Here is a 22,921-nt window from a genome sequence, read left to right as displayed (position 1 = left end):
CCTAAAAAAGTACAAAAATGAAAAAAATTTTAATTGCAGATGATGAACACAAAATATTAATGTCCTTAGAATACAGTTTCCGAAAAATTGGTTACGAAGTGTTCATCGCCAGAGACGGAACTGAGGTTTTAGAATTTTTGAAAACCATCACTCCCGATGTCATTTTACTCGATATCATGATGCCAAATCTTGATGGATACAGCACTTTGGAAGAAATTAAAAAGAATACAAATTTAAATAATACAAAAGTTTTGTTTCTCAGTGCCAAAAATAACCCAAAAGATATAGAAAAAGGCTTAGAAATGGGAGCTGATGCGTATGTAACAAAACCTTATTCTATAAAAAAACTGATTTCTCAGATTGAGGAGTTACTTAGTACTTAAACAAAAATGAATTGGTCAAATGAGACAAATAGTTTAATCTTATTAATGAAGCAAAACCATATCATTCGTATTAAAAAAACAAAACATAAAAATATTATGGAAGCAGACGATTTATTTAAAAAAAGCATAGAAGAAAATGAGCAATTCTGGAAAGAACAAGCTCATGAAATTACATGGTTTGATTTTCCAAAACAAATTATTTCAAAAGATGCAAATAATTATACCCAGTGGTTTCCCGATGGAAAACTGAACATGTGCTATCTTTGTATTGACAAACATATTGAAGACGGTTTTGGCCAAGAAACTGCCATTATTTATGACTCTCCCGTTACCAATCAGAAAATAAAATACACCTACAATCAGGCTAAAGAAGAAATATCAAAATTAGCAGCTGGACTATTATCTTTAGGATTACAGAAAGGCGACACGGTAGTGATTTATATGCCAATGATTCCACAAACACTTTTTTCAATGTTGGCTTGCGCTAGAATTGGTGTGATTCATAATGTTGTTTTCGGAGGTTTTGCACCGCAAGAATTGGTTGTAAGAATTGATGACTGCAAACCTAAAGCTTTGATTACAGCCACTGCAGGAATTGAAATTACCAAAAGAATTCCATACTTGCCTTTAGTTGAAAAAGCAATTGAACTGGCACAGGATAAAGTGGAAAACATTATTGTCTTCAACAGAAAATTAATAGACAACCAGCATGAAATGTTTGAAGGAATTGTTGATTATGAAGATTTGGTGAGAAAATCAGAACCTACAAGTTGTGTAGCAGTAGAATCAAATCATCCGCTGTATCTTTTATACACTTCAGGAACCACAGGAAAACCAAAAGGTATCACAAGAGACACAGGAGGTTATGCTACAGCTTTAAAGTTTTCTATGAAATATATTTACGGAATTGAACCTGGAGAAACTTTTTGGGCAGCTTCCGATTTTGGATGGGCAGTGGGTCACAGCTATAGTGTTTACGGCCCTTTAATAAACAGAAATACCACTATTATTTTTGAAGGAAAACCTATTATGACTCCCGATGCAGGAACTTTCTGGAGGATTATTTCTGAATATAAAGTTTCCGCAATGTTTACCGCTCCTACAGCCATTAGAGCTATAAAAAAAGAAGATCCGCACGGCGAACTTGTTAAAAAATACGATTTAAGCCATTTCAAAAAACAGTTTTTAGCAGGCGAAAGATGTGATGTTGCCACTTTAGACTGGTTTCAGGAACATATCGGAGTTCCCGCAATCGACCATTGGTGGCAGACAGAATCCGGTTCGCCGATGTTAGGTTTACTCACTTGCTATGAAGATTATAAAATCAAAAGGGCTTCTGCAGGAAAACCAATTCCCGGATATGATATTAAAATTTTTGATGAAAACGGGTACGAATTAGATGAACATAAAGAAGGTTATTTAGTCATCAAACTTCCGCTTCCTCCAGGTGCAATGTTGGGAATTTGGAATGATTATGAACGTTTTGACAAAAGTTACTTATCCCAATATAAAGGCTACTATTTTTCAGGAGACGGAGCGATAAAAGATGAGGACGGCTATATTTTCATCACAGGAAGAGTGGATGATGTTATCAACGTTGCGGGACACAGACTTTCAACTTCCGAAATGGAAGAAATTGTCTCCTCCCATCCCGATGTTGCAGAATGTGCTGTGGTAGGAATTGATGATGATTTGCGTGGTCAGGTTCCTTTTGCAACGGTTGTTTTAAAAAACGGTGCAGAAATTTCTAAAGCAGATATTGAAAAAGAAATCATCTTAAAAGTAAGAGAGAAAATTGGCGCAGTTGCTTTCCTGAAAAGCGTAATGGTTGTAAAAAGACTTCCAAAAACCCGCTCCGGAAAAATTTTAAGAAAGTTAATCAGAACAATCATTGATGGAAAAGAATTTCAGATTCCGTCGACGATTGATGATGAAATGATTATTTCTGAAATTAAAGAGAAAATTAATGAATATAGAAATTTAGATTAAACTTAAATTATTTAGTTTTAGTATCCTGCTCTTTTGTCTTGAAAAAAAAGAATCAAAAATTCAGAACTTGGAAACTCGGCTAAAATTTTCATTTTTTTTAACGTCTTCGTATAGGTCAGTACAATAATTAAAAATCTAACAATTCACTCTTGCTGACAGAAACACTATGGAGACCGAAATATATTCAGATTAATTCTTAACAAAAGCTTTTGCGAGCCTTGCGTTGAAATAATCAACCATTAATTAAATTAAAAAAAACAAATAAATTCTAAAAAGAAAAAGTATGAGAAATTATGTGATAGAAGATTTACCGCACTACTTTGAAGAGTACAAAAAATCAATCAAAAACCCGAAAAAATTCTGGGATAAAGTGGCAGATCAAAATTTTGTATGGTACCAAAGATGGAGCAAAGTGGTAAAATATGATATGAATGAGGCAAAAATCACTTGGTTTAAAGATGCTAAACTAAATATTACCAAAAACTGCCTAGACAGACATTTAGCCGTGAGAGGAGAAAAAACGGCCATCATCTGGGAACCCAACGATCCGAAAGAAGAAGCTCAGCACATCTCTTACAATGAATTATATGAAAGAGTAAACAAAACTGCCAATGTTTTGAAAGACATGGGCATCAAAAAAGGCGACAGAGTATGCATCTACCTTCCTATGATTCCTGAATTGGCAGTTACCATGTTGGCATGTGCGAAATTAGGAGCTGTTCACTCCGTTATTTTTGCAGGATTTTCTGCTTCTGCAGTCGTTTCTAGAGTGAATGACTGTGGTGCAAAAATGCTAATTACTTCAGACGGAAGTTACAGAGGAAGCAAAGTTTTAGATTTGAAATCAATCATTGATGAAGCTTTAGAAAAATGTCCGACTGTAGAAAAAACTTTAGTGGTAAAAAGAACCCACAACGAAGTACAGATGAAAGAAGGCAGAGATTTCTGGATGGGAGATTTATACGAAAAAGCTTCTGCCGATTTCGTAACGATCATCATGGATGCCGAAGATCCTTTATTTATTTTGTACACTTCTGGGTCTACAGGAAAACCAAAAGGAATGCTTCATACTTCCGCTGGTTACATGGTGTATTCTGCGTACACGTTTAAAAATGTATTCAATTATCAGGAAAACGATATTTATTGGTGTACTGCAGATATTGGCTGGATTACAGGGCATTCTTACATTCTTTACGGACCACTTTTGAATGGCGCAACTACCGTAATTTTCGAAGGAATCCCAACATATCCTGAGCCAGACAGATTCTGGGAAGTGATTGAAAAACATAAAGTCACCCAATTTTACACCGCACCCACTGCAATCCGTTCTTTAGCTAAAGAAAGTTCAGAATGGGTAGATAAGCACGATCTAAGCTCATTGCGAGTGATTGGTTCCGTAGGAGAACCCATCAACGAAGAAGCTTGGCACTGGTTTAATGACCATGTAGGAAGAAAAAAATGCCCAATTGTAGACACTTGGTGGCAGACCGAAACCGGTGGAATCATGATTTCTCCTATTCCATTTGTTACGCCTACAAAACCAACTTATGCTACGCTTCCTTTACCAGGAATTCAACCTGTTTTGATGGATGACAAACGCAATGAGATCACAGGAAATCAGGTAACAGGAAATCTTTGCATCCGTTTTCCTTGGCCGGGAATTGCCAGAACGATTTGGGGCGACCACCAAAGGTATAAAGAAACCTATTTTTCCGCATTTCCGGGAAAATATTTCACTGGTGACGGAGCTTTGAGGGATGAAGTGGGTTATTACAGAATTACAGGTCGTGTGGATGATGTGGTAATTGTTTCTGGTCACAATTTAGGAACCGCACCAATAGAAGACAGCATCAATGAGCATCCGGCCGTGGCAGAGTCTGCAATTGTAGGCTTCCCTCACGATATTAAAGGAAGTGCATTGTATGGTTTTGTAATTTTAAAAGAATCTGGAGAAAGTCGACAAAAAGATAATCTGAAAAAAGAAATTAATCAATTGATTTCAGATCAAATCGGTCCGATTGCTAAATTGGATAAAATTCAGTTTGTTTCGGGGCTTCCGAAAACGCGTTCCGGAAAAATCATGCGTAGAATTTTAAGAAAGATTGCTGAAGGTGATTTCTCGAATTTCGGAGACACTTCTACTCTTTTGAATCCTGAAATTGTAGAGGAAATTAAAAATGAGAGAATTTAATTTTTTTTTTAAATAATTTAGAGCCTGTTTAGTTTTTAGACAGGCTTTTTTCTTTAAAACATTTGTAATAAAGTTAATTTAATTAAATATGACACATTAATGATTAAAAATAATGAGTTGACAGAACATACAAAATTTGATCAAAACACACACTATTGAAAAATAATTTTAACGCAGTATGGAGGATATGCTCTTGGAATCAAATATCAGCTGACATTTGAGAATGACTCAATAATTCTTAAATCAAACGCTCACAAAAATCTTGAGGGAAACTATTTTGGAAATAATATTTTACATTTTAAAAAGATTAAAAATCATCTTACAGAAATTAATTTTAATAAACTAAAGGAAAGATATTCTATTACTTGCGCAGACCGCCCATCAAGAGAAATTGAAATTATGTTTGATAACGGAAAAAGAAAAATATCTACGACTATGGTGAAAAAGGTACCTTGGGTCTTTTAAAGTTATATGAAGAAATGGAGGGTATAGCAAATAAGGAAATAGGGCATAAATTAAAATGAATCAGCAATTGTAAATAATTAATAATTTCATAAATTTATTTAAAATATTAAAAATAAAATAAAATATTTAAAATTTAATTAAATTATCATCAACAATAAAGAAATATGTATTATCTTTAACCAACCAATACAAATAAAACTATGCCTACAATTATTACCGGTGTTTTTCAAAAACACAGCGACTATAGAAGACTCGAAATTGAGCTGGAAATGGCAGGTTTTCAAAATGAAGACTATATTGTATATATTACAGAAGATCATCACAACTTACCATACATGACGAGTGTGCAAATCACAAATCAAGCAGATGAAGCTAAAGCACGTAAAGTTTTTGGTGAAAATTCTGTATTAAAAACTTACGTAATTGACAACATGAGCATAGGTGAAGCATCCTATCCAATTGTAAAAAAATATATAGATACTAAAAACAAAACTGAGATTCACGCAAGTCCGGATTTAAAATTCAAAGGTGCCACAGAAGGCATGGATTCTGAAGTGAAATTTTAAAAAAATTATTTCATAAACTAATAACCATAATCCGCAGCCAAAAACTGCGGATTTTTATTATTTAGGATTGATAACTGCATTTATTTTTCGTATTTTCGTTAGAACTAAGCCTTCGAAAAATGAGCTATGACCTTGAACAAGAGAATAAAGAAATTCTCGCACGATATAAAGATCTGATTTCTAATACGTACCGTACTTTAGATGAAGAACACAACAAATTGATAAGAAAGGCTTTTGATATTGCTTTGGATGCGCACAAAGACCAAAGAAGAAAATCCGGAGAACCCTACATCTACCACCCAATTGCCGTAGCCAAAATTGTAGCTACAGAAATTGGCCTAGGAGCAACATCCATTGCTTGTGCTTTACTTCATGATGTAATTGAAGATTCTGATTATACTTTTGAAGATTTGAAGAAAATTTTTGGAGCAAAAATCGCTGAGATAGTAAATGGTCTTACCAAAATTTCGATCATGAATCATCAGAATATTTCTGTACAGTCTGAAAACTACAGAAAACTGCTTCTTACACTCTCAGAAGATTTCAGAGTTATTCTAATCAAAATTGCCGATCGACTTCACAACATGCGAACGTTGGAAAGCATGGCGCCAGATAAGCAGAAAAAAATTGCTTCAGAAACAGTTTATATTTACGCTCCAATGGCACACCGTCTTGGTTTGTATAATATAAAATCTGAACTTGAAGATCTTTCGCTAAAATATAACAATCCGGATATTTATAATGAGATCACATCAAAATTGGAACTTGCAAAAGAATCCCGGGAAAAATACATCGAGGAATTCAAAAACGAAGTCACCGTAAGATTAAAAGATGAGGGTCTGAATTTCAACATCAAAGGAAGAGCAAAAGCAATCTCATCTATTTATAGAAAAATGCTAAAGCAAGGTGTTTCTTTTGAAGAAGTTTTTGATAATTATGCCATAAGAATTACCTATAAATCTGATGCAAAAAACGAAAAATTTCTCGCTTGGAAAATATATTCTATCGTTACAGATGTTTACCACTCAAATCCTTCTAGAATGCGCGACTGGATTACCCAGCCACGCTCTACAGGTTACGAAAGCTTACACCTCACAGTTTTAGGACCAGATAGAAAATGGATTGAAGTTCAAATACGTTCCGAAAGAATGGATGATATCGCCGAAAAAGGTGTTGCTGCACATTACAAATATAAAGAAGGATACAAACAAAGTACTGAAGACCGTAATTTTGAAAAATGGGTTACTGAAATCAGAGACGTGTTAGAACAGCAGCAGGATCTCACTACTTCAGAGCTTTTAGACAATATTAAACTCAATCTTTACTCAAAAGAGGTTTTTGTTTTTACACCTAAAGGAGAAATTAAAATTCTTCCAACCAACGCTTCCGCTTTAGATTTCGCATTTTCTGTACACTCAGACTTAGGAATGAAGTGTCTCGGAGCAAAAATTAACGGCAAGCTGGTGCCTATTTCTTATAAACTTCAAAATGGCGACCAAATCGACATTTTATCTTCTCAAAACCAAAAACCAAAAGCGGATTGGCTGGAGTTTGTAATTACATCAAAAGCAAAATCTAAAATCAAAGGTTTTCTAAATTCTCAGAAAAATCAACTTGTAGAAGAAGGAAAAGAAATTTTGCAGAGAAAACTTCGTCACGCAAAAATTAATTTTAATGATGAAGAAATCAATAAATTACAAAAGTTTTTCAATCTTAAAACTTCACAAGAATTATTTTTGAAATTTCAGACCAATGAGCTGGATGTAAGTAGTTTAAGGAAGTATATTGAAAGTAAAAATGTATTTAACAATCTGCTTTCAAGATTCAGAAAGTCTCCTACCAAAAATGTACATTATGAAGAGCCGAAAGAACAGAATCTCGACATGATTGTTTTTGGAAAAGATGAAGAAAAACTCAATTATTCTTATGCTAAATGCTGCACCGTAATTCCGGGAGATAAAATTTTTGGCTTCATTACCATTTCAGAAGGAATAAAGGTACATAGCGATACTTGTCCCAATGCTATTAACCTCAGAGCCCAATATGATTACCGTGTAATTCCTGCTAAATGGGTGAATGAAGAAAGTTTTAAAAATAGAGTGAAAATTGAGATCGAGGGGCTAGACAGAATGGGGATGATTAACGATATTACCACCGTAATAAGCGGTGCAATGGGGATGGATATGAAAAGCATGTCGATAGAATCTAACGATGGTATTTTCACCGGAAATATTAATCTCGAAGTAAAACATACTGGCCAACTTGAGGAAACCTTCAAAAAACTTAAAGATATCAACGGAATTTCTAGAGTGCGGAGAATGTAAAATGAATTTGGATTTTTTAATGTAAATAAATAAAAAGTTTTTATAAGCTGATTATTCATCATTTAAACTACTTCTTTTAAGCATTTTTTGTAATAATCGTGGGGCTTTTTGAAAGTAATTAAGTCCCACAATACAGCTATTTATTTCTTTATTCTCTTTTAAAATAAAATTGATTTTCGGGATGAGGTAAAATTTTCTGTATAAAGAGATTAAGCAATTACAGCAGTTTTAGAATATTTGTGTTAAATTTAAATTCAAAATAAATAAAAATTTTGTCTGAAGATAATTATTGGTAAAGCTTTTTTCAAAATCACTCATCATTATTTTTAGTTTCAATAATGATTGTTCTAATATGGTCTTCATCACCTTCCAAATTGGGTTCTTGTTTTTCAGGAGTATATTGTGATGCTTCTTTTTTGAGTTCGTCGGCCAATAATTTTTCAACTCTGAGTTTTCTTAAAGCCATATTCAATTCATTCCCAAAAAGCAGTAGATAAACATTTACGTTTACCCAAACCATGAGTAAAATCATAGATCCGATGGAACCGTATAAAACGTTGTACTGAGCAATATTTTTAATGTAAATTGTAAAAAAATAGGTAGTTACAACAAACAAAACGGTTGTAAGAATTGCGCCAGGAATCGCTTGTCTGAATCTTATAATCTTCACTGTTCCCAACCAATAAAACAAAGTCAAAAGCAAAAAGAAAAACACAGGAAATGAAACAAAACCAATTATTTTAGATAGATTTTTTACAAGCCACGAAATATTGGATGTAGGGGTAAAGAGCTTCATCACAACTTCTACATAGTAAACCCCAAAAAGTGCCAGAAATACGATGGTTACAAACCCAATTGTAATAAAAAATGAAAGTATAAACTCTTTTACATCATTCAGTTTTTCTTCTGATTTTTCGTTGAATCCGCTAATGAGAGCAAATGTTCCATTGGTAGCAAAAACAAGGGCGATGAGAATTGTAAGGTTACTAATTCCCTTCATATTTGGAATAATATTGTTTTCTATATAAGATCTCACATCATTTTCAATATTACTAGGGAAAATATTATGCATCAAAATTTCAAAAATATAAAACTGAAGCTTATCGTAATGTGGCATATAAGGCAAAACCGAAAGAAGGAACAGAATAAAAGGAAAAAGACTTAACGTAAAATTCCAAGAAATACCTGCTGCTTTTCTGCCAATCCTGTCTTTGAACACACCAGCGAAGTAAATCTGGAACATTTCCCAAAGAGAAATCCCAAGCAATGGAATGTGAATATCATCGAAAAATTTTTGAATCCTCAGGACTACTTCGGGAGTTTTAAAAGCCATTTTAAATTTAATCTATTAAAACTGAAATACGATTGTTGATCAGAATTTCAGACTGTAAAACATTTAAACCTTGTTTAAAGGTAAAAGTAAACAATTAAAATGATTTTCAAAAATTACGCCTAACAAAGTCTGAATCAAAATAAATATCTTTGCAGCCTAAAAAAGATTAACAATGCGAATTTCACTTCTCTGTATAGGAAAAACGGATGACAAAGAAATCAATTCACTCATCAATTATTATCTCAATAGACTTCCAAGACATTGGAATTTTGAAATCACTGAAATTCCGGATGTGAAAAATGCCAAAAATCTTACTTCAGATCTTCTCAAGAAAGAAGAATCTAAGCTTTTTTTTAATCATATTGACAAAACAGACTTGGTTATTTTGCTTGATGAAAAAGGAAGACAGTTTTCTAGCCGCGAGTTTTCTGTAAAAATAGATACGTGGATGAATACTTCAGTGAAAAAAGTTCATATTCTAATTGGTGGGGCGTATGGTTTTTCAGATGAAATCTATGAAAGAGCCAACGAAAAAATAGCATTGTCTAAAATGACCTTTACTCACCAAATGATTCGTTTATTTATTGTAGAACAATTGTATCGTGCAGATCAAATTTTGCAGGGAAAACCTTATCATAATGATTAAAATAGATATTTAGATTTCAGATGTAAGATTTTAGACTTACTATTTTTACATCATAATTTATTAAGATTTTGAAAATACTGCGAGATTTTACGAATTAATTTTTCAGATTAATCTGTCTTTTTGCCTCTCCTACTACGAATGCAACAGAATTTGCAATATTAAAACTCCGAATAAGGTTTGACATCGGGATCGTTAAATGATTTTCAAAAAGATGTAAAACATTGTCGCTCAAGCCCACACTTTCTTTCCCGAAAACAAGCCAGTCGCCGTCTTGAAAATCTATTTCTAAATACGATTTTTTGGCATGAGAACTCATCAAGAAAACACGTGATTTATCTGGAATTACCTTCATCCATTCTTCTACATTACTATATTCTGAAACATCAAGATGCACCCAATAATCTAAGCCAGAACGTTTCAGGTTTTTATCATCAATAGTAAATCCGAAGGGATGAATGAGGTGTAATCTGCTTTCGGTACCTACACAAAGTCTGCCGATGTTACCCGTATTATTGGGGATCTCAGGTTCTACAAGAACAATATTTAGCATGAATATGGTTGAAATTTGAAAAAATAAATAAGTTCAGATTTTATTGCGTTTTTTTGATACATTTCAAATTGTAATCAGGCAATAAAGATTTCTCATAACCAAGTGCAATGGCCTTGTTTAAATTATCGCACGCCTCTTTGGTTTTTGTAGTTTCAAACAAAATATTGGCTTTTGTGACGTATGATTGAGAAAATTTAGAATCAATAGAAATTGATTTGTTGACGTCTAATAATGCTTCTTTATACTTTTTCATTTGAAGATAAACCTCTGCCCTTCCGTTATACAAAAGAGATTCGGGACGCTCGGCAAGGAGTTTGTTGTAATCTGCAAGTGAGCCTTCAAGATCCCCAGAACGTCTCTTAAGTGTGGCCATACTTGTTTTTGCAAATAAGTTTTCTGGCGCAAATGTAAGAATGTAATTCAAGTCTTTCAAAGCCAAGTCCTTTTTTCCCATATTATCATAAATCTTGGATCTCAAAAGATAAAGATTGGCGTTTTGCTCTTCTATTTTAAGCCCAGAATTGACATATTCTAAAGCTTTTGGGCGACTACCTTTTGTGTTGTGTAATGATGCCAAATTTTCGTAAACAGAAACAGAAAGAGGGTTGGTAATTAAAGCAGATTCATATGATTTGAAGGCAGCAGTAGTTTTCCCAAGCCTTCGCTGCGCCGTCCCAAGTTGAATGTAATAATCTGATTTAAATTTCTGTATCAATTCTTTATCAGCTAGAATTTGATACTGTTTTTCAGCACATACATAATCATTTTTGATCATGCAATCTTCCGCTATCTTTTTATCCTGAGCATTAATACAGTTCAGTGAAAGTAATGCTGTACCTAATAAAAATATTTTTGCTGTCATTGAGATTGGGTTTGTTTGTTGATCACTTTTTTTGCGAGCAAAGCAAATATCACTCCCACCAAAGATCCTGCAAACGCACCTACCAAAACATCTCCTGGGAAATGAACACCTAAATAAATTCTACTGTAAGACACAGTGGCTGCCCAGAAAAAAAGAAAATAAGGAATCCATTTTATGTTTTTTTTAAGCAAAATACTTAGATAGGTTGCAAGAAAAAATGTATTGGAAGCATGGGCAGAATAAAAACCATAATCGCTACCAGGAGTAACTACAATTCTCATCAATTTTTGTAATGAAGGGTCTTTACATGGTCTTAATCTTAAAAATCCATGTTTAAAAATACCTGCTACCTGATCAGACACTGTAGTCCCTATCGCAACAAAAATAAGAATAAAAACAAATGCTCTAAGCCTGAAATTTTTGTAAAGCAAATAACATAAAATCACATAAAGAGGAATCCAAATGAATCTCTCGGAAATAAGTTCCCAAAAAGGATCAAATGGTTGGCTTCCCAAATTATTGAGGTAAAGAAAAACTTCTTTGTCTTCTAAAACAATTTCTTCCATTATCTGCTTACAGGTCCTTCGTAAGTCTCATCTTCAGAAGGTTTTATTAAAGGTTTATCAGTAGCTTCTTTAGGTGATGTATTCAATTCTTCATCTAGATTTTTCATTGGATTAAAATCTTTTGCAGCATCTTTTATCCTATCAATTTCTTTTTTAATATCTGAAACAGGATTATCTGTTTCTTTCATAATTTCTGTTTTGATATCATCTACTGCACCCTTCATTTTTCTCACACCTGCGCCAAGGTCGCGAGCAATAGACGGAAGTTTATCCGGACCGAAAAGAACAACGATCGCTAATACGATAAGCGCCATTTCACCAATGCTTAATTCCATTTTGTAAAAATACGAAACATTAGATATAAAACTTTATTTTCAAATTAAATTTAAATATATTTTAAGATTTTTTTTCTTTGAAAGCATAATAAGTAATTACAACACTTACGGACATCAACATAAATGCAAGAAAAAACGGTGCTCCCGGAAATCTGAATGCTGCATTTTTTTCACTGAAATGATAAAAAAGATAAGTCATTAAAGGTGGGCCAATAGTCGCTGTAACGCTCATTAAACTCGTTAAAGCTCCCTGAAGTTCACCTTGTTCATTAGGTGCAACATTTTTAGAGATTACAGATTGTAATGCCGGACCGCAAATACCTCCAAGACAATAGGGAATTAATATTACAAACATCATCCACCCTTCTGTGGCAAATGAGAAAAGCAGCATTCCCACTGCATAAAGTGCTAAGCCAATGTAAATGCTTTTGTATTCTCCCAATTTTGGAGTTGTGTACCTTATAAGAACTCCCTGAACGAGAGCGATAAGAAGCCCTACAACTCCTAGAGATATCCCAACCATTAATTCATCCCATTTGAATTCACTCATGGTAAAATAATTCCAGTTGGTTTGCACTGCATGACTAGCAATGTAAATCAAAAACAAACTCACCACAAGTCCTGATAATTCAGGATGTTTCATCAAAAACTTCAATGAGCCTATAGGGTTTGCACGTTTCCAGTCAAATTCTCTTCTTTGGCTTTTATCTAAACTTTCGGGAAGAATAAAATACCCGTAAAGAAAATTAATTAAACATAAAACTGCCGCGGCATAAAAAGGAACTCTTGCACCAAAATGCCCTAAAACACCGCCTAAAAGTGGCCCAACAATAAACCCTAACCCAAACGCAGCGCCAATCAATCCGAAGTTTTTTGCACGGTCTTCGTCTGTGGAAATATCAGCAATATATGCACTTGCGGTAGTGAAGCTTGCACCGGTAATACCTGCAATTACTCTTCCTAAAAAAAGCAGCCAAATATTGGGTGCCAAAGCCAGAAAAATGTAATCAACTGCAAAACCAAGAAGAGAAATTAAAATAATAGGTCTTCTTCCGTATTTGTCACTTAAATTTCCTATTACAGGAGAAAAAATAAATTGGGTAAAAGCATAAGCAAATGCAAGCCAGCCTCCGTATTTTGCTGCTTCCGTGATCCCTCCGTGAATGAGCTCTTCTATTAGTTTCGGGATTACAGGAATGATAATTCCCAAACCGATAACGTCAATAAGAAGGGTGACGAAAATAAAACCTATAGCCGCGCTTTTCTTTGATTTTTCCATAGGCGCAAAATTAGTAAATTATAAAAAGGTAAAATGTCATATTTTTCATTTATATTGAATGTAAATAAATATATAAATTCATCTTAATAAAAAAGACCGCCTTAAAAAAGGCGGTCTGTATAATTTAATTGTAGTTCACTTTATTTTGAAGCCAATACTTCTTTATCTGTAGTAGATTTTCCGTGTACTTCGTCTTCTTTTCCTGTTTTCAAGAAGTCATACGCAATTGCAGATGCAATGAATATAGATGAATAAGCACCAAAACCAATACCTATAAGTAATGCAAACATAAATCCTTTAAGGTTATCACCACCGAAAATGAAGATTGCAAGAATTACCAGTAATACAGTAAATGTAGTATTGAAAGTTCTACCCAAAGTACTTGAAATAGAGTCATCAAATAAACCAGCTAAGGTTACAGATTTTTTCTCTCTCAAGTATTCTCTAATTCTGTCGAAGATAATTACTGTATCATTAATTGAATAACCTAATACTGTAAGAATAGCTGCAACAAAATCTTGGTTGATTTCCATATTGAACGGCATGAAATTGTGAAGCAATGAGTAAGCTCCCAAAATAATCACTGCATCATGGAAAAGTGCAACAACAGCACCTAGTGAGAACTGCCATTTTCTGAATCTTATTAAAATATAAATGAAGATACCTGCCAAAGCAGCTACTACGGCCAAAATACCATGTGTTTGGATATCATCAGCAACAGTAGGACCTACTTTTTCAGATGAAATAATACCAGGCTTATTTTTGTCTGCAGCTTTGAATTCTTCAAATGTAATTTTTGCAGGAAGATCAGATTTTAGCCCTTCAAAAAGTTTGTTTTCAATAGTTTGATCTGCTTTCAAAGATTCATCTTCGAAAAGATAATCTGTTGAGATTTTCAACTGTCTGTTGTTACCAAATGTTTTAGCTTCTACAGAAGAGTTTTTACCGTCTTGAGTTTTGAATAATTTTGCTAAATTTTCTTCAACATCATTGGCGTTAACATCTTTATCAAATCTTACGATATAATCTCTACCTCCAGTAAAGTCGATTCCGTATCTGAACCCGTTTGTAAAGATTGAAACTAAACTGATCACCGTTAAGACAGCTGAGATTCCGTAAGCAATTTTTCTTTTTCCGATAAAATCAATCCAAGTATTTCTGAAAAGATTTTTTGTAGGAGCCGTCCAAACAGACAATCCTTTTCCTTTCTCTAATCTTGAGAAAATCATTACTCTAGACAATGCAACAGATGTAAACAAAGTCATGATGATACCAATTCCTAAAGTTATAGCAAATCCTTTAATAGGACCTGTTCCGAAGAAGAATAATACACCAGCAGTTAATAAAGTCGTTAAGTGACCATCAATAATTGCATTCAAAGCATGTTTGAAACCGTCTTTATATGCCTGGAAAATTCCTTTTCCTGCAAAAAGTTCTTCTTTTGTTCTTTCATAGATGATTACGTTGGTATCTACGGCCATCGCCATCGTCAACACCATACCGGCAATACCAGGTAGCGTAAGAGTAAAGTCACCAGAGTCCATAATTCCGAAGATATAGAAAAGGTTGATTACCATTGCAATTACTGCATAAATACCCGCTCCACCGTAATAGAAAATAATGTAAACAATGATGATGAGGAATGCTATTGCAAATGAGATCATCCCCGCGTTGATAGATTCTTCACCTAATGATGGACCAACTTGGGTTGCTTGAACCACTTTTGCTCCTGCAGGCAACTTACCAGCACCCAATACATCTACCAATTCTTTAGCTTCTTCTTGTGAGAAGTTTCCTGAAATCTGAGTTCTACCATTTGGAATTGCATTAACAACATTTGGTGCTGTATAAACATTTCCGTCCAAAGTTACAGCTACGGGTCTTCCTACATTTTTCTCTGTAAGCGTCTTCCATTCTTTAGCTCCTTTAGAATCCATCTGCATATCTACAACTACTCTACTAAGATCGTCGTATCCAATACTTGCAGTCTCCACAGCTCCGTCTACCGGTGCTTTTTGATTGATGTTTCCTCTGATTGCGTAAAGTACAAGATCATTTGGCGAAGTTGCCTCTGGCTTGTAACCCCACATAAACTGAGTGTATTTTAGGTTAGCCGGTCTTACAGACTGAGCTAATTTGCTGTTTAAAATTTTATTTACGACAGCGGTATCTGTAAGTTTAATATTTCCTACTCCATTTGCTTGCAATTTTTCAAATTGAAGAAGTTTCATCAAATCCGTATTTTTAGAAATACCGATAGAATCTCCTTTAGCTGAGATAATGGTGCTTAAAGATTGAAAATAAGGTACAACTTCTTGCGCTTGCTGCACTTCCCAGAACTGGAGTTTTGCAGAAGTTTGAAGCATTTTTTTTACCTTATCGATGTCTTTCATACCAGGCATTTCCACAGAAATTCTTGCAGTACCCGGTACTCTTTGTACGTTTGGCTGAACGGCTCCAATTTTATCAATTCTCGTTCTGATTACTTCAAAAGCGGTACCTACAGAAAGATCGATTCTCTTTTTTACGATACTTTTCACCTGATCATCAGTCGCATTGTACGGGATATTAAGATTGGTATTACCAAAAATCTCCGAATCTGCCAATTTAAGATTTGCACCTTTTGCTTTGTTTACAGCATCAAACTGATCAAAGAAATTGTCGATGTAAGATTTTGTTGAATTTTTTTGTGCTTCGTCTGTCTTGTTTAAAGCCTCAATTAAAACAGGATTTGTTGAAAAATTGGTTAAATCATTTACCAAATCTCTTTGGTTGATTTCCAAAAGAACATTGATCCCACCTTTAAGATCGAGACCCAATTTCATTTCCTTGTCTTTGGCTTTAGCATACGTAAGCTCCGTGTAACCAAGATTAAGAGTCTGCTCTTTTATCCTCTTGATTTCCTTTTCGTTCCCTTTCGCAGCTTCTATCTGCGATTCAATTTTACTGGCGTACCAGGTTGGTATAAGCTCGTTTAAGCAAATCAACCCGAGGACAATAGCAATAATTGTAATAAGTCCTTTTCCTTGCATTTTGTTATTACTACGTTAAATTAAGTCGGCAAATATAACAATTTTATTGTATTTTTTTTGACTTTTTAACAATAGAAATCGTTTATTTTCAGATAAATTCGAGGTTAAATGATAGTTTGAAAATTTCTTCCTCTAAACTTTTGTTATCACTAATTGAATTGTGGCAGAATTTCATCAAAAAATAAAAGGCTAAAATCTAAATTATTATGAGAAAATCATTTTTTTCAGACAGCATTTTTTGCTGATCAGTATTACCTTATCAAAACATTTGTTTACAAGTGTTTGCTTCAGGTTTTATAGCACTTTTTGAGATTACAAAAGCCTATACTATTTAATTCTTAAGAATGGAGATTTTAAGTCTTATAGTCTGAAAATTGTATTGAAATAAATTTAAAGAGCGACTCATTATAGAATCACTCTTTGTATTATATCGTCATTGAAAAAATTCTGGTTCCAGGCTGGTTCCTCATCATTCTGAGATCAAAAACCATTGCAACATTTCTTGTAAAAGCCCTGCCTTTTTCAGTAATTTTCACTTTGGCATCAAAGATTTCAACTAGGCCGTCTTTTTGCATCTCAGAAAGCATTTCAAGTGAATTTTGAAGTTCTGGAAAAGAATTCGTCTCGGTAAATTCAGTTTCAAGCTGACACATCAAATTCAAAATATGACGACGTACAGCGAGATCTTCTTGATTCAAAATATGGCCTTTCACAACAGGGATTTCTCCCTGCGCTATCATTTTCTGATACTCTTCCACCGTTTTTACATTTTGGGCAAATGCAAACCAAGAATCTGAAATAGCAGACATACCCAAGCCCACCATGAGCTGTGTTTTGCTAGAAGTGTAGCCCATAAAATTTCTATGAAGTTTGCGTTGGGTCATAGATTGGTAAAGATCGTCGTGTGCAAGCGAAAAATGATCCATTCCAACTTCTATGTAGCCTAAATCTTCGAGTAGTTTTTTTCCGTCTTCATACAAACGTCTTTTCTCATCTCCACTTGGAAGGTCATTTTCATCAAAACCTCTCTGTCCTACCCCTTTTACCCACGGAACATGGGCATAAGAATAAAAAGCAAGTCTGTCTGGCTTCAATTCCATTGTTTTGCGGATTGTATTTTCCATTGCTTCCCAATTTTGATAAGGAAGACCAAAAACCAAATCATGGCTTATACCTCGGTATCCTATTTCACGAGCAAATTCAGTAACTTCCTTCACTTTTTCGTAAGATTGGATTCTATTGATTGCTTTTTGAACTTTAGGATCATAATCTTGAACTCCAAAACTTACTCTTCTGAAACCAATATCATACAAAGTTTGTAAATGCTCTCTGGTTGTGTTATTCGGATGGCCTTCAAATGAAAATTCTGGATAATCGGCAATTTCTACAGTTTCAAAAATTCCTTCAAGTAGAGTTTTAAGATTTGCGGGTGAGAAAAATGTAGGTGTTCCTCCACCAAGATGGAGTTCTTTCAGTTTTGGTTTTTCAGAAAAAAGATTTAAATACAAATTCCATTCATTTAAGACAGATTCCAAATACGGAATTTCTACGCTATGCTGCTTGGTAATTCTTTTGTGACAGGCACAGAAAGTACATAAAGCCTCACAGAAAGGAAGGTGTATGTAAATTGAAATTCCTTCCTCAGAATTAGATTCATTGAAGGATTTAATTACCGTTTCCTTATATTGTTCTGGAGAAAAACTGTTTTCATCCCAATAAGGAACGGTAGGATAAGACGTATAACGAGGTCCGGGAATATTATATTTATCAACTAAAGAATTCATGTAAAAAATTTTTGCATACCGCCATTAAGGCAGATATGCAAAATTACTCATTAATGATGATATACAAAGAATGACAAATGTTAGGCTTTCCGAAGATTTCTTATTTTGTAATCAGTCTAAATACTTCTATTGCAAATTTTTCTCCTAAGTCTATATATCCAGCACTGTTGTAATGCCAAGGATCATTGCCATAACTGTAATTTTTAGTCGATCGAATGATGGAAGAATGATGATCATTTTTTACAAATTTTTCTTGTGCAAACTGTATCAACTCTCCCATTTCCCATACTCTCCCAGAATTATTTTTTCCTGAATCTGAAATTTTCCCTATAGCAACGGGCAAATCATCGGTAAGCAAAGCGGCTCTCATCTGGTTCATCAAAGTTTTTAAATGTGAATAATAATTATTGGCAATTTCTTCATTATAGCTTGCATCACCTTCACCTTGCATCCATAAAATCCCGGACATGATGAGTTCATCTGCTCTACCATTCTTGTCTATATCTTTTTCCTTCAACGCATTTTTTAAAGTAGTAAGAAAATGATCATATTGATTTACTCCTTTTTTACCGTTAAAATCTGCATCCCAACAACCGAAATTCCCTGCAGCGAGACTATCTATGGAAGTTCCTTCTCTGGCATATTTTATCAGCGCAATTTTATCTTCTGGAAAAAACTCTTGCATCTTTTTTGCAAAAGTAAGTTCTAAACCAAATCTGTCTGAAAGGGTATTGGTTTTTCCATCTGATTTAAATCCTGTTCCGTGACCCGGTTTTAAGACATCCCAATACCCAATCCCACCATTTATTTCTCCGTCTGCAACAGAGTTTCCTTGAAAAATATAAACATCTTTAAATGCTCTTAAATTACTCGGAAGATCTTTATTGTAACCAAAACCATTCATATTAGACTGCCCCGCCAAAACGAAAACCCTTATTTTCTGAGTATAAAAAAAAGTAGGAAGTAATAATAATAGAAATATTTTTAAATTTTTCATGTGAAAATTTTATCAAAGGTAATTTTTAATACATTTTAAACTCTATTTCAATTGAAAAGATATGCCGTATCTAAAACAATTAAAATTTTAATTTCATTAATGAGATTTTATCTTTTCCTGCAAAAACAACAGTGTTGCTATCAACCCATTTGCAGACATAAAAGCCTTTCTCGCTAGAAATTTTAGTCCAAGTTTTACCAAAATCTGATGAATAGCTAATGTGTTGATCTCCTACAGAAACCATTTCTTTTCCTTTAGAATTGGGTTTTATTTTCACACAAGTTGTATAACCTGCATTTTTTCCGGAAGCTTGAATTTGCCAAGTTTTACCAGCGTCTGTAGAGGTTGCAATATTGTCTATATTTTCATTTTGTTTGGTATAATCTCCCCCCACAGCAATTCCGAATTTGTCTCCCGAAAAATCAATAGAATAAATACCTTGTGATGAAATCCCTTGTATGAAAGGTGTTTTGAAAGCTTCTAACTTGCTGTTTTTAAGATTTAGTCTAATAATTCTAGATGAATTTCCTCCGGTCGCTATCCAAACATAATTATCAGACGAAGCAATATTTGTATTACTTGATGCGAAGGCAGCCTCGCCAGTGTTCATTTTTAAGTAAGAATAATCTTGTAATTGAAATTTTCCTTTTATAAATTTAAAATCAATTAATTTTAAATTTAAATTTTCTGCAGGATCTGAAAAAGCAAAAAATTTATTCTTACTAAAATGTAAAGCATCGTAAAACGCTGTTTTCACAGTGTCTTGGAATACAACATTGTGGCTTAATTTTTTTTTATCTATTCTGAAAAAATACCCCGGACTTTCAATATTGATGGCGTAAAAAGCATCTTTATCTTGAGCCAAAGTTCTGAATTGCAAATTTTGATCTGAAATTTTGATTTGTTCTTTATTTTGTTTGTTCTTTAAATCTACATACCCAAATTTAGAATCTGTACCGCTGTACCAAACTTTACCGTCATATAATTCCAAAGCTCTTATGCTGATTTTGTCATTAAGAATTGTTTCAAAACTTTCAATTTTCTGTCCGAATGAAAACATGGAAATTATGATGCTTGCTGTGATCAATAGTTTTTTCATAATACTCAAAATTAATCAAAAAAAAAATTCCGCACGAAGCGGAATTAAAATTTATTTTTTATTATCAATATCGATATCGACATCTTCTAAAGGCTTTTGTTCGGCTTTGAAAGTTTCACCATAGCCAGCTTTATGTAGTTTAGAATTTCTCAAACTGTAGGTGAAGTAAATAACAACTCCAATAGCCAACCAACCCATTGACAAATATTTAGCTTCATGGCTTAAGTTCCAAATCAAATATAAGTTGATTGCAATACCTAAAGTTGCGATAACTGGTAAAGCAGGAACTTTGAAATTTCTTGGTAAGTCTGGTTGTTTTTTTCTAAGAATCCAAACTGCTATACAAACCATTGTGAAGGCAAACAATGTTCCGAAACTGGTCATATCTGCCAATTTACTGATTGGCGTAAACGCTGCCACGGTTGCAATTACAATTCCTAAAATCATCAAACTTTTAGCTGGTGTTTTTTTCACAGGATGCAGGTCGCTGAACATTTTTGGGATCAAACCATCTTTAGACATTCCTAAGAAAATTCTAGATTGTCCCATGATCATTACCATTAATACAGACACTAAACCTACAGTTGCAGCAATCGTGATGATGTACCCAGCCCAGCCTTGTCCGGCAATCTCAAATGCGTATGCTACTGGAGCTTTTATAGCATCCGGATATTTTCCTTGAGGATTGAAGTCTGAGTAATGCATCATCCCAGTAAGTACCAATGAAACTAAGATGTATAAGAATGTACAAACCAACAATGAAACAATAATTGCAAACGGTACATCTTTCTTAGGATTGATGGCTTCACCCGCCTGTGTGGAAACGGCATCAAAGCCTACATAAGCAAAGAAAATAGCAGCTGCTCCCGAGACAATTCCCTGAATACCGTAAGCTTCTTTTACTTTATCTCCTTCCATTACTTCTTGTATTGCAGGAATAAAAGGATTCCAATTATCTACATTAATGAAGAAAGCACCCGCAATAATAACAAATAAGACCGCAGAAACCTTCATGATTACAATTAAATTATTTGCTTTTGCAGCTTCTTTTGTTCCTTTGATTAAGATTGAGATAACGAGCAAAACTATTAGAAAGGCAGGAAGATTCAACATAATTTTAAAACCAAATAAATCTGGTGCTGCATTATAATTTGAAATAATTTCCTGAAGTTGCGCTAGTTTTTCTGTACTTAACCCACCTTTTTCAACTGCTTTGGTAGCCTCAGAGAAAGCACCGCTTGCAGTTCCGGGATCAGTAGTGAGCCAGTTGGGCAAATGCAAACCAAACATTTTTAAAAGTTTATTAAAATAACCCGACCAAGATACAGCTACCGTCATAGATCCCATGGCATATTCTAGGATAAGCCCCCAGCCAATAATCCATGCAAAAATTTCACCTACAGTTCCGTATGCATAAGCATAAGCAGAACCTTCTACAGGCAAAATAGATGCAAATTCTGAATAACACAATGCGGCAAAGACACAGGCAATACCAGCAATAACGAATGAGAGCGCCAATGCAGGTCCTGCATGATAATAAGCTCCCGTTCCAGTAAGTACAAAAATTCCTCCGCCGATAATGGCTCCGATTCCGATGGCAGTGAGGCTCCATTTCCCGAGAACTCTTTTCAGTTCACTGCTTTTAACATCTGCCTCAAAAGCACTCATGGGCTTTTTGGTCCAAATTTTAGACATATAATTTTAATTTATTAAAGATTTACGAAAATATAAAAAATTTAGAGATATTAACGTTTGTTGTTAATATAAAGAAGAAAAACTTTAATTATTGACCATACAAAACTGATTTCCACAAGTTTTAAAACTATTTTAAAACTATTTTTTTTCTGTATTTTTGAGGTGATGAATTTATATGATCTTTTTATAAAACCCTATGAAGCCTATACTTACGGCCAAATTGCTTTAGAATCATTTGCCTGCGTTTTTGGTATTGTAAGTGTTTATCTATCAATCAAAAAAAATATCTGGCTCTACCCTACGGGAATTATTTCTACTGTACTTTATGTCTATATTCTTTTAAAATCAGGGTTGCTGGGCGACTGCCTTATCAATGTTTATTACACAGCCATGAGCATTTATGGCTGGATTTTGTGGTCGAAGAATTCTGATGATCAAATTTATGTGAACGTTGAAAAATCCAGTAAAAAAGATTGGCTTTATAGCACAATTCTCTTTATATTAAGCATTCTCCTTGTAACGGTGGTTTATTATTACAAACCATTTATAGACAATAATCTTTCTTCAGAAGGAATCAGTTTTGGATTATACCATCTGGATTGGGGCAACTGGCTTGATGTTATTACAACATCTATATTTTTGGTTGGGATGTGGCTCATGGCAAAAAGACGAGTAGAAAGCTGGTATTTCTGGATTCTCGGCGATCTCATTTGTGTTCCAATGATGCTCTATAAGGAGCTGGGAATAACTTCGGTGCAATATTTGGTATTTACCTTCATGGCAATCAATGGTTATATTGCCTGGAAAAAAAGTTTAAAACATTAA

At 34.0% G+C, this 22,921-nt stretch carries 18 protein-coding genes; 7 read left to right on the top strand and 11 right to left on the bottom strand.

What is annotated here, in order from left to right; all coding sequences use genetic code 11:
• The first annotated feature begins 17 nt into the window (after positions 1 to 17).
• From BW939_RS05910 to BW939_RS05890, 5 genes are all read left to right on the top strand, one after another.
• Positions 18 to 383 (top strand): response regulator transcription factor, encoded by a 366-nt coding sequence (locus BW939_RS05910; RefSeq protein ID WP_076450765.1) that lies wholly within the window; start codon positions 18 to 20, stop codon positions 381 to 383.
• A gap of 96 nt (positions 384 to 479) precedes the next feature.
• Complete coding sequence (locus BW939_RS05905) at positions 480 to 2,372, top strand: AMP-binding protein (RefSeq protein WP_076450763.1); 1,893 nt, start codon at positions 480 to 482, stop codon at positions 2,370 to 2,372.
• Positions 2,373 to 2,655: 283 nt separating this feature from the next.
• Positions 2,656 to 4,563 carry an acetate--CoA ligase gene (gene acs / locus BW939_RS05900; protein WP_076450761.1) on the top strand — a complete coding sequence of 636 codons (1,908 nt, stop codon included), beginning with the start codon at positions 2,656 to 2,658 and terminating at the stop codon, positions 4,561 to 4,563.
• 665 nt (positions 4,564 to 5,228) lie between these two features.
• Positions 5,229 to 5,594: a hypothetical protein gene (locus BW939_RS05895; protein ID WP_076450759.1), complete on the top strand. Its 366-nt coding sequence runs from the start codon at positions 5,229 to 5,231 to the stop codon at positions 5,592 to 5,594.
• A 119-nt stretch (positions 5,595 to 5,713) separates the two neighbouring features.
• Positions 5,714 to 7,918 (top strand): RelA/SpoT family protein, encoded by a 2,205-nt coding sequence (locus BW939_RS05890; RefSeq protein ID WP_076450758.1) that lies wholly within the window; start codon positions 5,714 to 5,716, stop codon positions 7,916 to 7,918.
• Between the two features lie 310 nt (positions 7,919 to 8,228).
• On the opposite strand, the gene BW939_RS05885 is transcribed toward BW939_RS05890, so the two are convergent.
• Positions 8,229 to 9,251: a YihY/virulence factor BrkB family protein gene (locus tag BW939_RS05885; protein ID WP_076450756.1), complete on the bottom strand. Its 1,023-nt coding sequence runs from the start codon at positions 9,249 to 9,251 to the stop codon at positions 8,229 to 8,231.
• A 172-nt stretch (positions 9,252 to 9,423) separates the two neighbouring features.
• Between BW939_RS05885 and BW939_RS05880 the strand changes: the two genes are divergently transcribed.
• Entirely contained in the window at positions 9,424 to 9,897 is a 474-nt protein-coding gene (locus tag BW939_RS05880; protein WP_076450754.1) for a 23S rRNA (pseudouridine(1915)-N(3))-methyltransferase RlmH, read from the top strand.
• A 94-nt stretch (positions 9,898 to 9,991) separates the two neighbouring features.
• Here BW939_RS05880 and BW939_RS05875 read toward each other — a convergent pair whose 3' ends face one another.
• The 10 genes from BW939_RS05875 to BW939_RS05830 all read right to left on the bottom strand — a co-directional run bounded on the left by BW939_RS05875 (position 9,992) and on the right by BW939_RS05830 (position 22,096).
• Positions 9,992 to 10,447, bottom strand: coding sequence for a tRNA (cytidine(34)-2'-O)-methyltransferase (locus tag BW939_RS05875; protein ID WP_076450753.1), 456 nt, complete (start codon positions 10,445 to 10,447; stop codon positions 9,992 to 9,994).
• Between the two features lie 40 nt (positions 10,448 to 10,487).
• Positions 10,488 to 11,309 (bottom strand): tetratricopeptide repeat protein, encoded by an 822-nt coding sequence (locus tag BW939_RS05870; protein WP_076450751.1) that lies wholly within the window; start codon positions 11,307 to 11,309, stop codon positions 10,488 to 10,490.
• On the bottom strand, positions 11,306 to 11,875 hold the full coding sequence (locus tag BW939_RS05865) for a phosphatase PAP2 family protein (RefSeq protein ID WP_076450749.1): 570 nt from the start codon (positions 11,873 to 11,875) through the stop codon (positions 11,306 to 11,308). The genes BW939_RS05870 and BW939_RS05865 overlap by 4 nt, the downstream gene beginning before the upstream one ends.
• Positions 11,875 to 12,210 carry a Sec-independent protein translocase subunit TatA/TatB gene (locus BW939_RS05860; RefSeq protein WP_076450747.1) on the bottom strand — a complete coding sequence of 112 codons (336 nt, stop codon included), beginning with the start codon at positions 12,208 to 12,210 and terminating at the stop codon, positions 11,875 to 11,877. Before BW939_RS05860 ends, BW939_RS05865 begins: the two co-directional genes overlap by 1 nt.
• Positions 12,211 to 12,271: 61 nt before the next feature.
• On the bottom strand, positions 12,272 to 13,489 hold the full coding sequence (locus BW939_RS05855; RefSeq protein WP_076450746.1) for a TCR/Tet family MFS transporter: 1,218 nt from the start codon (positions 13,487 to 13,489) through the stop codon (positions 12,272 to 12,274).
• 140 nt (positions 13,490 to 13,629) lie between these two features.
• Positions 13,630 to 16,521 carry a protein translocase subunit SecD gene (gene secD, locus BW939_RS05850; protein ID WP_076450744.1) on the bottom strand — a complete coding sequence of 964 codons (2,892 nt, stop codon included), beginning with the start codon at positions 16,519 to 16,521 and terminating at the stop codon, positions 13,630 to 13,632.
• Positions 16,522 to 16,946: 425 nt separating this feature from the next.
• Positions 16,947 to 18,305 carry an oxygen-independent coproporphyrinogen III oxidase gene (gene hemN / locus BW939_RS05845; RefSeq protein WP_076450742.1) on the bottom strand — a complete coding sequence of 453 codons (1,359 nt, stop codon included), beginning with the start codon at positions 18,303 to 18,305 and terminating at the stop codon, positions 16,947 to 16,949.
• 100 nt (positions 18,306 to 18,405) lie between these two features.
• A complete protein-coding gene (locus BW939_RS05840) occupies positions 18,406 to 19,302 on the bottom strand; it encodes a sialate O-acetylesterase (protein ID WP_084566608.1) in 897 nt (298 codons plus the stop codon).
• Positions 19,303 to 19,381: 79 nt separating this feature from the next.
• On the bottom strand, positions 19,382 to 20,401 hold the full coding sequence (locus BW939_RS05835; protein WP_076450740.1) for a WD40/YVTN/BNR-like repeat-containing protein: 1,020 nt from the start codon (positions 20,399 to 20,401) through the stop codon (positions 19,382 to 19,384).
• Positions 20,402 to 20,452: 51 nt separating this feature from the next.
• Positions 20,453 to 22,096 carry an APC family permease gene (locus BW939_RS05830; RefSeq protein WP_084566607.1) on the bottom strand — a complete coding sequence of 548 codons (1,644 nt, stop codon included), beginning with the start codon at positions 22,094 to 22,096 and terminating at the stop codon, positions 20,453 to 20,455.
• Between the two features lie 165 nt (positions 22,097 to 22,261).
• Here BW939_RS05830 and pnuC point away from each other — a divergent pair, with 165 nt between their 5' ends.
• Positions 22,262 to 22,921, top strand: coding sequence for a nicotinamide riboside transporter PnuC (gene pnuC, locus BW939_RS05825; protein WP_076450738.1), 660 nt, complete (start codon positions 22,262 to 22,264; stop codon positions 22,919 to 22,921).

This window comes from Chryseobacterium piscicola (assembly GCF_900156685.1).
GTDB lineage: Bacteria > Bacteroidota > Bacteroidia > Flavobacteriales > Weeksellaceae > Chryseobacterium > Chryseobacterium piscicola.
Note: the sequence above shows the minus strand (reverse complement) of the source record. Positions and strands in the feature narration are given on the sequence as shown.